The organism is Marinobacterium sedimentorum, from assembly GCF_024267675.1.
Taxonomy (GTDB): domain Bacteria; phylum Pseudomonadota; class Gammaproteobacteria; order Pseudomonadales; family Balneatricaceae; genus Marinobacterium_A; species Marinobacterium_A sedimentorum.
Genome location: NZ_JALDYX010000056.1, coordinates 1 through 15206 on the forward strand (window position 1 = coordinate 1; position 15206 = coordinate 15206).

General features: G+C 57.5%; 9 protein-coding genes. 7 read left to right on the forward strand and 2 right to left on the reverse strand.

The features are described 5' to 3' along the window. Positions 1-206: DUF2254 domain-containing protein (locus tag MRS74_RS22755; protein ID WP_254582578.1), on the reverse strand; the 206-nt coding region annotated here is incomplete at its 3' end. A 40-nt stretch (positions 207-246) separates the two neighbouring features. After that, the gene (locus MRS74_RS22760) at positions 247-426 is read right to left on the reverse strand and encodes a hypothetical protein (protein WP_254582579.1); all 180 of its coding nucleotides are present in this window, start codon (positions 424-426) and stop codon (positions 247-249) included. Positions 427-742: 316 nt separating this feature from the next. On the opposite strand from MRS74_RS22760, the gene MRS74_RS22765 reads away from it, so the two are divergent. The 7 genes from MRS74_RS22765 (at position 743) to MRS74_RS22795 (ending at position 15066) form a co-directional block, all read left to right on the forward strand. Further along, positions 743-1774, forward strand: coding sequence for an IS630 family transposase (locus MRS74_RS22765; RefSeq protein WP_254582580.1), 1032 nt, complete (start codon positions 743-745; stop codon positions 1772-1774). 578 nt (positions 1775-2352) lie between these two features. Continuing rightward, entirely contained in the window at positions 2353-4944 is a 2592-nt protein-coding gene (locus MRS74_RS22770) for a sensor domain-containing protein (protein ID WP_256558052.1), read from the forward strand. A gap of 11 nt (positions 4945-4955) precedes the next feature. Then, positions 4956-6473: a response regulator gene (locus MRS74_RS22775; protein WP_254582582.1), complete on the forward strand. Its 1518-nt coding sequence runs from the start codon at positions 4956-4958 to the stop codon at positions 6471-6473. A gap of 185 nt (positions 6474-6658) precedes the next feature. After that, positions 6659-10057 carry a PAS domain S-box protein gene (locus MRS74_RS22780; protein WP_254582583.1) on the forward strand — a complete coding sequence of 1133 codons (3399 nt, stop codon included), beginning with the start codon at positions 6659-6661 and terminating at the stop codon, positions 10055-10057. Continuing rightward, the gene (locus tag MRS74_RS22785; protein ID WP_254582584.1) at positions 10057-13035 is read left to right on the forward strand and encodes a PAS domain S-box protein; all 2979 of its coding nucleotides are present in this window, start codon (positions 10057-10059) and stop codon (positions 13033-13035) included. Before MRS74_RS22780 ends, MRS74_RS22785 begins: the two co-directional genes overlap by 1 nt. Next, positions 13032-13421, forward strand: a complete 390-nt coding sequence (locus tag MRS74_RS22790; protein WP_254582585.1) for a response regulator — start codon at positions 13032-13034, stop codon at positions 13419-13421. The genes MRS74_RS22785 and MRS74_RS22790 overlap by 4 nt, the downstream gene beginning before the upstream one ends. Continuing rightward, positions 13411-15066, forward strand: a complete 1656-nt coding sequence (locus MRS74_RS22795) for a diguanylate cyclase (RefSeq protein ID WP_254582586.1) — start codon at positions 13411-13413, stop codon at positions 15064-15066. Before MRS74_RS22790 ends, MRS74_RS22795 begins: the two co-directional genes overlap by 11 nt. Positions 15067-15206 lie beyond the last annotated feature (140 nt).

Consider the following 15206-nt stretch of genomic DNA (forward strand, 5'->3'; position numbering starts at 1 on the left):
AGCACCACCTGATTGGTGGTGTCGCGCATGAAATTGCGCAGCAGGCGGGGGCCCAACTGGGGAATTCCGGGGACGGGGAATTCCGGGGACAGTATACCTATTTCCAGGTTCACCAATGTCCGGTTTGTGCCGAATGCAACTATCTGGGTCACGCTGAGTAAGCGCCAAGTCGCGAGGACGCGTACCGACATATAGCAGACATTCATCAGGCATCCAGCGCTGACTGAGGCCCTTCAATCCGGTCATTCAGCGCTTGTAGCAATATTCGATGATTTCATTGAAACCAACATCTTCACGCGCCAGCCTCATCTCCAACTCGTTCAGGTGTGCGACGCTGGGCAATTCATCAGTTCCTAATATTTTAACCGAGAACTCCGATTTATAAATTTTACCAACCCTCGATAGCTCATTGCTGAGCTGGCTCATAATGTTATCTCTCAGCATAATTTGGTTTCGCCGAAACCGGATCAGCCGGTGGCAATCGAAGAAGTCGGAGCGCTTGGATGAGTCATATTTTCTACCGTTCCAACCGGTATTTCGTGTGGCACGATACAAAGTGCGTTCCTGCGTATTTCTCCACACGCGGAAATCGAAATGGTTGGCCGGGCTCGGGTTCTCATGTGTGGCCTGAGAGAAGAATTTGCTCTCACTAAATTGGTGTTTGTCGAGGACAGCCAAAGTTTTGTTTTGTGAAGATATTAACCCGGCGGACAATTAGGCATAAATTGAGTATAATCCGTGCATGAAAAAAATAGACACACGGAAAGTCTCTTCTGAGCTTCAGCAACACAACCGCGACTTGGCTATCCGGCTGTTTCAGCAAGGTCACAAAAGGGCAGAAATCGCGGAGATTATAGGTGTCCACTATACCGTTGCCTGCAGCTGGATCAGGGCCTGGAAGCTGGGCGGTGAGCAGGCGATAAAGCTTGGACAAAGAGGCCGGAGGCCCGAAGAGCAGCGGCGTCTAACCGGTGCTCAAGAGTCTATTTTGAAGAAGCTGATTTGCGACAAAAACCCGGACCAAATGAAACTGCCTTTTGCGCTCTGGAATCGCAAAGCGATACAGGCGGTAGTCAAGCAAATGTGGAATGTTCGTATTGCGATTCGCACCATCGGGGACTACCTAAAACGCTGGGGGTTCACGCCCCAGAAGCCCGCAAAACGGGCCTATGAGCGTAATCCGAAGGCGGTAAAAGACTGGTTGGATAGCACCTACCCGGAGATTAAAAAACGAGCATCTGTAGAAGGTGCAGAGATCTATTGGGGCGATGAAACAGGTATCCGTAACGACTGCCAACACAGTCGTGGATACGCCCCGAAAGGGGAAACCCCGGTCGTCGAAATCAACGCCAAGCGGTTTTCGACGAACATGATCTCAGCGGTCAATAACCGAGGTACCGTCCGCTTCATGATGTATGGAGAGAACATGACCGCGAAAGTGCTGCTTCGGTTTATGAAACGGTTGATTAAGGACGCTGAACGAAAGGTGTTTCTCGTTTTGGACAACCTTCGAGTTCATCATGCGAAGCTGGTGAAGGCATGGCTGGTTCGGCATACAGACGAAATAGAGGTTTTCTATTTACCTGCGTACTCGCCGGACCTGAATCCGGATGAGTACTTGAATGCTGACTTGAAAGCCGGGATTCGCAGTGCGGCACCCGCTAGAAATCAAGCGGATTTGGCGGGTAAAGTACTGAGTCACATGCGGATGCTGCAAAAGATGCCAGAGCGAGTTGCGAAATACTTTGAGCATCCTGCGATCAGCTACGCCTGAGCCTCATAGAGGTATTTGCCCGCCGGGTTAATAATATTGTGGCCCTCATCTAATGATGGTAGGGAAATAAGTCTTATAAATTAACGATTTAGAGCTCTAATGTTTGTCTCGTTTCCCGCTCCAGATCACTCCGTACTTTCTTTTATCTCTCGATTTTCATTCTGTCACTGCTGGCTGTTTAAGGCTGGGTGCTTTCTGTTGACTCATTTTTCGCATCTCGTCGTCGTTGTGCGACGCTTGGTACTATAGTTATCCGATACGGTGCTGTCATCGGCTCCTTCGGGATAGAAATGCTCTGCTCTATCTGAATGCTCGCAGATCAGGAAGGGGGTGATCCGAGGTGCTGGTTTTAGCGTAACGGGCTTGCTATCGGCACTCGACGTCAGCTGTAAGTGAAGTCATTGCCGGACTGTGCGATCTGCTTTGTGCGCTAGCGAGACTATTTGCACAATGGGCACTATATTCCTGTTAATGAATGCGGGTATCTGAAAATCTGCCTTTGTATCGGCCGGCAGTGGCAATGCGAGGAAGCGAGGTCTCATTCTGTTTTGGGGCTGGGGTTACAGGGAGGGTTCAAGTTGCTGCGTGCTGAAACGAGCTCATTTTGCCGTGCGTTAGCTCTAGCGCCTTGTGCAGTGATGGTTGTCTCGCCTGAGGGTGAGGCTCTCTGGGTCAATGAGGCGTTTTGTACCTTGGCAGGCGGGCAGGCACAGGGCGCCTTGCCTCGTGCGGCGCTATCCTATTTCGAGGGTCCGGCCTCGGACTCTCTGCAAATGCAACATATCGAAACGGCGCTATCCCGCGGCCAGCCTCTTGATATTGAAATCCCATTTTATCCGGCAACGGGCGTTCTGCGCTGGGTGCGCCTGCAGAGTCAGCCTTTGTCCGACAGCAAAAAGCCGCTGCAGGCAGTTGCGTGGTATTGCACCGATGTAACGGATGAACGACGCAGGCGCGGCTTGGCACAGTTGCGTGCCTCGCTACTGGATCCCATAGCGCTGGCCAGGACGCTGACAGATCAACTCCAGTCATTGGCCCGCGGTGTTTTGACTCTGTTGCCTGAGTCGGCTGTCTGTATTTTCCTGTTGCAAGACGAGGGACGTCGGTTAGGCTGCGGTGCTGCTGCAGGGCTTCCTGATCGCTATCTGGAAATTTTCGAGAATGTGACGCAGGGCGATATGCCGGGACCGGCATCCCTTGCGATCAGCCGGGCCGAGCCTGTGCAGGTCGACGACATTGCAACCTGTTCGAGTTGGGGTCAGCACAGGGAGGCCTTGGTATCCCAGGGTTTTTCGGCGAGTCTGTCGCATCCGGTGGTCAGTGCCGGCAAGATGCTGGGGTGCATCGATATTTATTATCGCCCGGGATCTTTCTCGCAGCTTGTTGTCGATGAGGTTGCAGCGGTCACGGCAAGTATTACGGCTATTGCCGTACAGCTGAGCGGTGACCGCGAACGGTTGCGAACACTGAGTTGCGGGATGAATCAGGCAGGTCTTGCCATTGCTATTCTGGATGCGCGCGGTCATGTGGCGGAGATAAACGACTGTTTTGAAGCCCAAACAGGTTTTGGGCGCGCCTATATAGTGGGGCGGCACCTGTCGGAACTGAATTGCAGTGATGAAGGCGAGGAAGGCTGGGATAACTGGTGTCAGGAGTTGCTCTCATCCAGCGGTTTTGACGGCGAGTTGACGCTGCGACGCAAGAGCGGCGGTCGTTATCTGGCTGAAGTGACTTCAACGGTACTGCGGGACTCACGGGGCAAGATTACCCATTATGTGTCTGTGCTCAAAGACGTGACCGAGCACAGGGAAAGCGAAGCCATGCTGCACCAGATGGCTTTTTTTGACCCGATGACGGGGCTGCCAAATCGCCGCTTGCTGCTTGATCGTCTGGAGATGGTACTGGCCTCCGGGCGCCGTCATCGCCGTGTGTCGGCGCTGATTTTTCTCGATCTGGATCAGTTCAAGCGGGTCAATGATGTCTTTGGGCATAGTGTGGGCGACGCCGCATTGAAAGTGCTGTCGCGGCGGCTGGAAGCGCTGGTGCGAGAGCAGGATACGGTGGCAAGACTGGGCGGTGATGAGTTTGTGGTATTGCTGCCGGATGTGGGCGCCAGTATATCGCCTGATGTCTCACGTACGGTTCGCCGCCTGGCGGGCAAGCTGGCACTGGCCGTGCGTGAGCCGTTTGAAATAGACGGTCACCAGCATCATCTGCAGGCATCAATGGGCATTACGATGTTGCCCAAGGGGCTGGAAACGGCGGAAGACTTACTGCGCGAGGCTGACATAGCGCTCTATCGCAGCAAGGCTGCAGGGCTGGGGGAAGTCACGTTTTTCGAGGCGGGCATGCAGCTGCAGGTGCAGGAGTTTGCAGATCTGGAGCGCGATCTGCGCCATGCGCTAATACAGGGCGAGCTGTTTATTTTCCTGCAGTCGCAGGTAGATGGTGATGGCCGGATGGTTGCGGCTGAAGCGCTGACAAGGTGGTGCCATCCAACGCGTGGGTTTATTCCGCCGGTGCAGTTTATCCCGGTGGCCGAAGAGTGCGGGCTGATTGTTGAGCTGGGAGCCTGGATATTTGCCGAAGTGTGCAAGCTAAGCGTACGGGCCAGTGCCTCTGGCCATGTGCTGCCTCTGTCGATAAACGTCAGTTTACGGCAATTTCAGCAGGAGGGGTTCGTGCAAAGCGTCAAGGATATCCTGCAGCAGACAGGGGTAAACCCTGCAAACCTTGTACTGGAAGTTACCGAGAGCCTACTGGGTGATGAAATGGGTGCCGCCGTGGGAGTCATGGTCGAGCTGTCGCGCCTGGGCTTGCAGTTTTCGATTGATGATTTTGGTACCGGCTATTCCAACCTTGCCAGGCTCAAGCAGATGCCGCTGCGCGAACTCAAGATCGACAAGAGTTTTGTGCAGGATCTGGCAGAGGGAAGTAATGATGCCGCCATCGTCGAGGCGATTCTTGGTATTGCCAAGAGTCTGCAGCTGTTGGTTGTGGCAGAGGGGGTTGAGACCCGGGCGCAGGCTGACTTTTTGCGCCAACGGGGCTGTGATCGGATGCAGGGGTACCTTTTCGCAAGGCCTGAGCCCGCGGAGACGGTGCTCAGGGAGTGGCTCGAACCTGTTGCTGTCGGTGGCGCGTTGAGCGCCGAGTCCAAGGCCTGTTGACTGGTGTGCATATGGATAGCGAAAAGACGATGGATGTTCTCGCTCTGGCCTTTCTTGAGCGCTTACCCGCCCGTATCCAGGCTATTTGCGTTCAGGCCGGGCTGCTAGGGCCAGGGTGCTGGCAGTCGGGCCCGGTGCAGGAACTGTGTCGGTTGCTGCACAGTCTGGTGGGGGCGGCGGGTACCTTTGCCCAGCCCGGGGTAGGTGGCAAGGCTCGTTGCCTGCTGGATTTTATTGAGGGCTGGAGTGAGGCTAAGGTGGGGCCCACCCAGGCGGAGTGGGCCGTCTGGATGGACTTGCTGGAATCCATAAAAAATGTGCCACTGTCGAGTCCTCAGCAGCGCTGGTTTGATGGTGTTGTATCTGACTCGCGTGTGGATCAGCCGCCGGGAGCGGCGGACAGGCTAAGGCCCTCCATCGATGTACTTGAAGATGACCCGGAGCAGGCTGCGGTATTGCAGACGCTGCTTGAATCCCATGGCTATGATGTACGGGTGTTCCAGGAAACCGCTGACTTCAGGGATGCCTGGCTGACGGGACACAGGGCAGACCTGGTACTGGCCGACATGGTATTCGCCGAGCGGGTACAGGCCGGCGCCGAGGTTGTGGTGGAAGTGCTGGCCCTGGTAGAGGGTGCGCCGCCGGTGGTGTTTTTGTCTGCCCGTGATGATGTGCCCGCGCGATTGGCGGCCTTTCGTGCCGGTGCCGCCCGTTATCTGACCAAGCCGGTTCAGCCGGCCCGGCTGTTCGAGCTGGTGGACGAACTCTCTTTGCGCCGCCCGGCCGCGCCCTATCGCGTGATGGTGGTGGATGGTGATCCGGTTCAGGCCGATCTGACGGCAAACCCCCTGCGTGACGCCGGCATGTGTGTGCAAGTGCTGCATAAGCCGCTTGAAACACTCGACATGCTGCGCAGTTTCGGCCCGGATCTGTTGCTGCTCAATATTTCCATGCAGCAGGCCAGTGGCCCGGAGATCGCGGCGATTCTGCGTGAAGAGGATCAATTTGCCTTCCTGCCTATCCTGTTTATTTCAGCGGAAAAGAGCGCGGCAACACAGTTGATGGCACTGGGCTTGGGGGGCGATGATTTTCTGCTCAAGCCGATACGTCCCGCAGCGTTACTCGCGGCGGTGCGTGCCAGGGCCTGGCGTGCCCGGCGCATGCGTATACTGGGGGCGCGTTATCAGGCGTTGTCTCACGAACATGAGCGCCTGCTGGACGGCGTCAGTCAGAGTATCGCCCTGGCGCGTGCTGATGCCGCCGGCAAGCTGACGACCGTGAACGGACGGCTGCGAGTATTGCTCGGGTACGACAATACCCAGGCCTGGCGCCAGGAGGGCATGCCGGAGCTGTCTCGGCAGCTGCAGGATCTTGTCGCCATGTGCCTGGTAATGGGTGAAACCTGGCAGGGCAAAATGACCTTGCAGCATCGTAATGGGCAGGCCATTGCTGTAGAAAGTACCATTACCCCATTTTCGGATACGAGCGGAAATTCTTACAAGGCGCTCGTGATCATACAGCCCGCGTGAGCGTTGTTTTTAAGTAGGCTTAGAGGTGTAACGAAATGGTTCAGCCCTACAGGGATGATGCCGGGGCTGGGGCTCGCTGGAGCCCTGTCTGGTTTGTAGTTTTGGCGCTGGCAGTGCTTGGTGGGTACTTGTGGGTCTTGCTGGCTGGCAACGGAGGAGCTGGCAGTGCGCAGGCCCATACGCTGATGGAACTCGTGGCTACGGTGCTGGCGCTGGTGGCCGGGGGCATAGCGCTGGTGCGTTTTTACAGCCGTCCTGAAATGGGTTTTCTGGTGCTGGGTGCGGGCCTGGTGGGGGCGGGTCTCCTGGATGGCTCCCATTGTCTGCTCAGTGCCGCTGGGTTTGAGTCAGAATCGCCCTCATCGCTGGAGCGCCTGGCGCCCTGGAGCTGGTTTGCCTCTCGTTTATACTTCGCTGTTCTGCTGTTTATGTGGTGGCGGTTGCGCAAAGCGTCCTGGGCTATGCAGATAGACTCGAAGCAGCTGGCCTCGCCGGTATTCATCATGACCGGTGTGGTGACGGTGGGCTGTTTCCTCTTCTTTGCCCTTGTGCCCTTGCCCCAGGCGCATTTTGATTTTGCACAGCTCTCCCGCCCTGAAGAGTTTATTCCCGGCGCTTTCTTTCTGCTGGCGCTGGTCGGTCTATGGCGCGATCGACGCTGGTCCGAGGATCGTTTCGAGTATTGGCTCGTTGTTACGCTGCTGCTGAGCAATCTTTCGCAGTGGCTGATCATGCCTTTTTCGCAAGCTTTGTTTGATGTCTCTTTTGTCAGCGCTCATCTGGTCAAGATCCTCAGCTATCTGGCGTTGATGGCGGGCCTGTTCTGCAGCATGTACCAGACGTTTACGCAGAAAGAGCAGGAAAGGTTCTGGCGTCGCCAGGCTGAAACCCAGTTGGGTGCGACCGAGTCCCGCTTGCAGCTGTTGTTTGATCTGTCACCGGTGGGTATCGCCATGACGGATGTCGGCAGTCGGCGATTTCTGGACGTTAACGATGCCCTGCTAACGGCGACAGGCTATACCCGTGATGCATTTCTCGAACTTGACTATGAGACTGTGGCCGCAAGGCCCAGCGTGCAGGCTGAGCAGGATATACAGGCCTGCCTGGATGAAACGGGTCGGTATGGCCCCTTTGAATCTGCCTTTATCCGTCAGGATGGCAGCTGCTTTGCGGTGCTGCTCAGTGGCGTAAAGCTGATGGATGAAGCCGGGCGAGAGGTGATCTGGTCGATCGTGCAGGATATCAGCACGCGCAAACAGGCCGAGCAGGCGCTGGTAAAGGATCGGGAATTTCTCAAAACCGTGCTGGACAATCTGAGCGATGGTGTTGTCGCCTGTGACGAAAATGGCAGCCTAACCCTGTTTAACAATGCCGCGTTTGAATTTCATGGCTTGCCGCCAGAGCTGCTGGCCCCCGAGCACTGGGGGCGGCATTACAGCCTTTATGCCGCGGACGGACGGAGCAGGCTGGAGCAGGATGATATCCCGCTGTTCCGGGCCCTGAAGGGCGAGGTAGTACGCAATGTCGAGGTCGTCATTGCACCGGTCGGATTGCCCCGTCGTACCGTGGTCTGCAGTGGTCAGCCGATATTGGGTCCGGAAGGCCAGCAGCTTGGCGCTGTGGTTGTGCTGCACGATGTCAGTGAGCGCAAGCAGGCAGAACGCCAGGTGCAGCAGTTGAATACGCGCCTCAAGTTGGCAACCCAAGCGGCCAAGGTGGGGATCTGGGATTATGCCTTCGAGTCCAAAGAGCTTATCTGGGATGCCAATATGCATGATCTTTACGGTTATGCCGAGGGTGAGTTTGATGGCCGTTACCGGAGCTGGATTAACCGGGTGCATCCGGACGACCAGCTGCGCATGGAGCAGACGCTGGACGGGCTGCTGCTCAAGAGCGACCCGGTTGATTGCGAACTGCGCATCATCCTGCCAGGTGGCGAGGTTCGCTGGCTGAAGGCGTTTGCGATCCTGAGTCGTGACGAGTCCGGGCGTCCGCTGCGCATGACCGGCACTAATTGGGATATCTCCCAGACCAAGCACAATGAGCAGATGAAGAACGAGTTCATTTCGACGGTCAGTCATGAGTTACGTACGCCCCTGACGTCAATTTCGGGCTCCCTGGGCCTGCTGGCCGGTGGTGCTTTGGGGGAGATGCCGCTCAAGGCGAAACCGTTGCTGGATATTGCTCAGAAGAACAGCCAGCGTCTGATTCATCTGATCAACGACCTGCTGGACATCGAAAAGATTACCGCCGGCAAGATGACATTCAATTTCCAGACGCTGGACATGTCGTTCCAGCTTGAGCGCGCCTGCGAAGGCAATCAGGGCTATGCCGAGGCCCATAATGTTGAGCTGAAACTGGCCAACTGCGGCGCAGGGCACGCGCTTGTCAGGGCGGACGAGCAGCGGTTGCAGCAAATATTGTCCAACTTCATTTCCAATGCCATCAAGTTTTCGCCATCCGGCGCCAGGGTTGAACTTGGGGTGCGGGAACTGGGCGGGCATGTACGCGTTGAGGTGCGGGATCAGGGGCGAGGTATTCCGGCATCCTTCCATGCGCGCATTTTTCATAAGTTCGCGCAGGCGGATGCGTCCGATACCAAGTCGATTGAAGGCACGGGTCTTGGGTTGTCGATCTGCAAGGAGCTGGCCGAGTGCATGGGGGGCCGGGTGGGCTTCGATTCGGTTGAAGGACAGGGCAGCTGTTTCTATGTTGAGTTCGACGATCTGAAGGTTGAGAGCTGCGAGCCCGATGGAGACGCGCCGCTGCCGGTGGGGGCGCCGCGTGTGCTGGTGGTGGAGGATGAGCCGGATATTGCGCGCCTTATCAGTCTGATGCTCAAGCGCGGCGGTGTCGCCAATGATGTGGTATTCAATGGCAAGCAGGCACTGGCGCAATTGCGGGCAACGACCTACGACGCCATGACGCTGGATCTTATTTTGCCTGACATTGCGGGCAGCAAAATCATTCGCAGTGTGCGCGAATGGGAGCAGCTTGAAGACCGCGTGCCATTGCCCATTCTGGTGGTCTCGGTCGTTGCCGAAGAGGGGCGGCTGGAGATTGGGGGCAACTTCCCGGTGGTCGACTGGATGACCAAGCCGATTGATGAGAAGCGTCTGCTGGCAAGCCTCAGGCATATGCTGCCCAAGGGGCTGTCCGCACCGGTGCCACGGATTCTGCATGTCGAAGACGACAAGGACCTGTGTGAGGTGGTCAATGTGATGGTCAGCGAACTTGCCACGCTTGATCGGGCCGGGTCACTTGCCAGTGCCCGGCGCAAACTGGCGCAGGAGTCCTACGATCTGGTGATACTGGACCTGGGGCTACCGGACGGGTCTGGCTGGTCCTTGCTGCCGGAGCTGAAGGAATTGAACCGGCGCCCGCAAATCATGCTGCTGTCGGCGACCGAAGTCAGCTTTCTTGAGGCGCAGCAGGTCGATGCGGTGTTGCTCAAGTCCAGGGTGTCGCAGCAGGATCTGCTGGAGCAGCTGCGTATGCTGCTGGAGCCGGCCCGAACCCGGCAACTGAGCGCGGACGCAATTAAACGCGAGGCTCAAACCCCTTTGAGTACGGGGGCTAACTGATGCAGGCTCCTGCACTCCCCGAGAATGAGGCGCAAAGGCTGGCGGCACTCCAGCGCCTGTATATTCTGGATACCTCGGCGGAGGAGCGGTTTGATCGTTTGACCCGCCTGGCGAAAGTCATGTTTCAGGTGCCAACCGCTCTTGTCAGTCTGGTGGATGCCGACCGGCAATGGTTCAAGTCGCGCCAGGGACTGGATGCCTGTGAAACCCCCCGCGATATCTCGTTTTGCGGTCATGCCATACTGCAGGACGATATCTTTCATGTGTCTGATACGCACGTGGATCTGCGCTTTGCCGACAATCCTTTGGTGGAGCTGGAACCGAAAATTCGCATGTACACAGGCGCGCCCCTGCACACCCCCGACGGGTTGCGCATCGGCACGCTGTGCATTATTGACGATCAACCCCGTGCTCTGAACCAGACGCAACTCAGTGCGTTGCGGGATCTGGCCGACTGTGTCGAGCGTGAGTTGGCGCAGGCCGAGTATGAGTCCCTGATGCTGCGGCTCGGTGAGGCCGAGTCTTACAGTCGTGCCGTAGTGGATCATGTCGTCGATGGCATCATGACGCTGGATGATCAGGGGATCATCGGTGATCTGAACCAGGCGGCAACGCAAATGTTTGGTTACGAGCGCAATGTCTTGCTGGGGCAGAGCATGGATTCGCTGCTGTTATCGCCGGACGGTGAGCGAAGTTGTCTTGGGTCTGCTGCGGATATCGAGGCGTTTATGCAGCGGGCCTGCGGGCTGGAGATTGTGCTGCAGGGGCGGCGCAGCGATGGCCGTGTCTTTCCCCTGGAACTGGGAATTTCAGCGACGAGCCGGCGCGGCAGGCAGCAGTTTGTCCTGTTGCTGCGGGATGTCACCCTGCGTCACAGTGCCGAGCAGGAGCAAAAAAAGTACGCCGTTGCGCTGGAACGGTTGCATGCGATTACGTCATCGTCCTGGTCTTTTGAGCGCAAGGTCGAGCAGCTGCTGCAACTGGGCAAGGAGGTCTTCGATCTGCCGCTGGCGATTGTCAGCAGTGTCGAGGCCGACGATTACCGGGTTGAATTCATTAGTGGGCCCGAAGGGGCGCCCACACCGGGGACTCTCTTTGCGCTGGGGGAAACCTACTGTATGCACTGTTTGCAGTCCGATTCACCGCTGGGGTTTCATCACGCCGGCGAGAGTCACATCCGTGAGCACCCCTGTTATCAGAATTTCGGACTTGAGGCCTACATAGGAACCCCCCTGCTGGTGGATGGCTTGCGCTATGGAACGCTAAATTTTTCCGGCCCCAATGCACGCGCGCAGGCGTTTGGGAAAATTGACTTCAATCTGATTCAGCTCTTCAGTCGCTGGGTCGGCAATGAGATCAGCCGTCAAAGAACCCAGTTGGTGCTGCAGCGCGAAATCGCTCACCGGACTGCGATCCTGGACAGTGCGAATTTCAGTATTATGTTCTGCGATCTTGATGGGGTGATTCGGTCCTTTAATTGTGGTGCGCAGCGCATGCTGGGTTACCGCCCGCAGGAGGTTGTGAACCGGCAGCGGCTGACCTTTGTCCATGATGCTGGGGAGCTGGCTGCCAGTGCGGTGGCGCAGGGGCTGGAGTTTGCCACTGAATCAGGTGTTGAAGTGCTGGTAGGGCAGTCGCGCAGCGGTACTGCCGATGAACACGAGTGGACCTACGTGCGCAAGGATGGTTCGCGCTTTGCGGCCCGGGTATCCATCACCTCGGTGCGGGGCGAGCGTGGCCAGATCAGCGGTTACGTGTGCATTGGCGCCGATATCAGCGAGCGCATGCGCATTGATGAGATGAAGAGCGAGTTTATCTCGACAGTGAGTCACGAGCTGCGCACCCCGTTGACCTCCATTGCCGGCTCTTTGGGCCTGATCAGCGCAGGCGTATTGGGGACGTTGCCGGAGCGTGCCGTACCGCTGCTCAGTATTGCGCTTAAAAACAGCGAGCGGCTGATTCATCTGATTAATGACTTGCTGGATATTGAAAAAATTACCGCCGGCAAGATGCAGTTCGATCTGCGTACGCAGGATATTACCGGGCTCGTACACAAGGCGCTGGAGGGCATTGAAGGTTACGCAGTTCCCTATGAGGTGGCCGTGGTGCTGGGACGTGGGGCTGAGGCGTCGCCGCGCATCTGGGCGGATGAGCAGCGCGTACAGCAGATTCTGGCGAACTACATCTCCAATGCCGTTAAGTTTTCGCCGCGGGGGGGCGAGGTCCGGGTGCATGTGGATGTCCCGGGCGCCTGGGTTCGGGTGTCGGTAGAGGACAGAGGCATGGGTATTTCAACCGAGTTTCGGCCCTATGTGTTTGATAAGTTTGCCCAGGCGGATGGGTCTGATACCAAGAAAACCGCCGGCACGGGGCTTGGGCTGGCGATTTGCAAGGAGCTGGCAGAGCATATGGGCGGGCGGGTCGGTTTTGAGTCTGAACCGGGTTGTGGCAGTGTGTTTTATGTGGAATTTCCCGAAGCCAATCGCACGGGTGTGGCGCCGGTCAATGTGCACCATGACAAGCAGGTGCGGCCCTTTGTGGAGCCTCGACGCAGTGTCCTGGCCAGTGGCGGTGAGATGACGCAGGGGTCTGCGCCTGCGCGTAACGGGCGGGTGCTCCATGTCAGGGATGCGCAGGATCAGACGCTGCGTCGCCTCGCCGAGCGCCTGGCGGTGGATGTCGAACAGGCCTACAGCATTGAAGATGCCAGGGCCCGGCTCGATAACCGCAGCTACGACCTGGTAATACTGGATGTCGGGATGTCGGATAGTCGAACCCGCACTTTATTGCCGCATATTCAGGGGCTCAGAGATTCGCCCCGCATACTGGTGCTGACGGTGGAGGATACGCCGACCCAGTGGCTGGATGAGGTCGACAGTGCGCTGGTTAAGTCGCGCATATCGGAACAGGACCTCAGCCAGAGCGTCACAAGCTTGCTGCATTTGGCACAAAATAGTCAGGGAGAAAGAACAGAATGACGGAATTGGAACGTGTGCTCTATGTCGAGGATGACGAGGATATCCGGGTCGTCGCCCAGGTGGCGCTCGAAATGGTTGGCGGCTTGACTGTAAAGGTGTGCTCATCCGGTGACCAGGCGCTGGCCGAGGCACAGGCGTTTGCGCCCCAGCTTATTTTGCTCGACGTCATGATGCCGGGGCTGGATGGCCCTATGACGCTGGCAGGGTTGCGCCAGATACCCGCGCTGGCAGAAACGCCGGTGCTGTTTATGACGGCCAAGGTGCAGCCCTCGGAAGTCGAGCACTACAAGTCGCTCGGTGCGGTGAATGTATTGAGCAAGCCCTTTGATCCCATGAGTCTGGCCGATCAGCTGAAGTCCATCTGGAGTGGGTTGAATGACGGCTAAAGACCGAGCGATAGAAACGTTAAAGTTGCAGCGCCAGCGCTATCTGGAGCGCCTGCCGTCGACGGTTGCCTACCTCGGCGAACTGGCGCTGGCCTGGGGCAGGGGGCATCTGGATTCTGAGCGTTTTGATGCTCTGAAGCAGGGGCTGCACCGTATTGCCGGCTCCGCCGGCATTTTCGGGCTGGAGGAGCTGGGGCTTGAAGCCAGCCGGCTGGAACAGGCAATTCGTGGTGGTCAGTTGCTTGATGGGGCCAACCGCCATGCGCTGGTGCAGGACGTTCTGACACTGGGCGAGCGCTGGCTCAGTTCGACTGAGCATCTGGCAGCGCCGGTAGGAACGCTCGACACCCCGTCCCAGAGCATTATGCCAACGATCTGGCTGCTGACGGGTGCGGGTGCCAGTGAACAGAATTTGTTGCGCTCACTGCGTCAGTACGGCTTTACTGTTAAGCCGCTGGATGGGCTTCAGGCGGCCGAAGTTGCGCTGGTGTTTCCCGAGCCCGCCCCGGGTGTGCTGATACTGGATGCCGAACGGGTAACGCTCACTGAGGCGCTTTCACAGAAGCTGTCGCTTGCCGGTGTGGCGGTGGTGTTTATTTCTCTGCAGGATGACTTCGAGTCCCGACTGGAAGCGGCAAGGCTCGGGGCGACGGCATTTTTCGTGCGGCCGCTGAACGTGATGCAACTGGTTGAAAAGGTCGATTCGCTGGTGGGGGATCAGACGGAGACACCCTACCGCATTCTGATTGTGGACGATGACGAGATGTTGTCGCTCAGTTATCAGCAGGCCCTTCTCAGCGCGGGAATGCGGGCCGAGATCGAACCTGATCCGGCCAACCTGCTCCGTCGGCTGGAGGATTTTCGACCGGACTTGCTGTTGCTCGATATTCACATGCCGGGTTACAGCGGCATCGAGCTGGCAGCAGCACTGCGCTACTACGATGAATGGACCGGCTTGCCGATCATCTATTTATCGGCGGAAGCTAACCGGGAGCGGCAGTTGCGCGCGCTGGACCGGGGCGGGGACGATTTCATCACCAAGCCTATTTCCGAGCAGTATCTGGTATCGGTCGTTCGGGTGCGGGCAGAGCGTATGCGCCGCCTCGCCAGCCTGCGTGCCTGCGATGGTCTGACCGGACTGTTGAACCATGTACATATAAAGGAAGCGCTTGCCGCCGAGTGTCTGCGTGCGAAACGGGAGGAAACCTGCTTCAGTGTGTTTATGCTGGATATTGATCACTTCAAGCAGGTAAACGATACCTATGGTCACGCCCGGGGCGATACCGTGATTCGGGCCCTGGCGCATTTGCTGAAAACCCGTTTGCGGGGCACGGACAGGGTCGGGCGTTACGGTGGTGAGGAGTTTTTTGCCATTTTGCCAAGCTGTCGGAAGGAGGCGGCTGAACGCCAATGCAACTGGTTGCGCGAAGCCTTCGCGGCGCTTGAATTTGAGCATGATGGGGAAACCTTCGCCTGCACGCTGAGTGCCGGTATCACCTGCAGTGAGGATTTTGAACAGCTGCAGGCCGATCAGTTTATCGAATGCGCTGACCAGGCGCTGTATGCGGCCAAGGACGCTGGGCGCAACTGCGTAGTGGGCTGGCACGGGAGCCTGCCGTCGCGAAGCGAAGCCGGCTCGGCGTGACGCGCCAATAAAATGTCTCGCGGGGCTTTACAGCTCTTAATCCTGCGCATAGAATACGCGCCTCTTCTGATGAAGAGGCCACAGCGTCCCATTCGTCTAGTGGTCCAGGACACCGCCCTTTCACGGCGGTAACAGGGGTT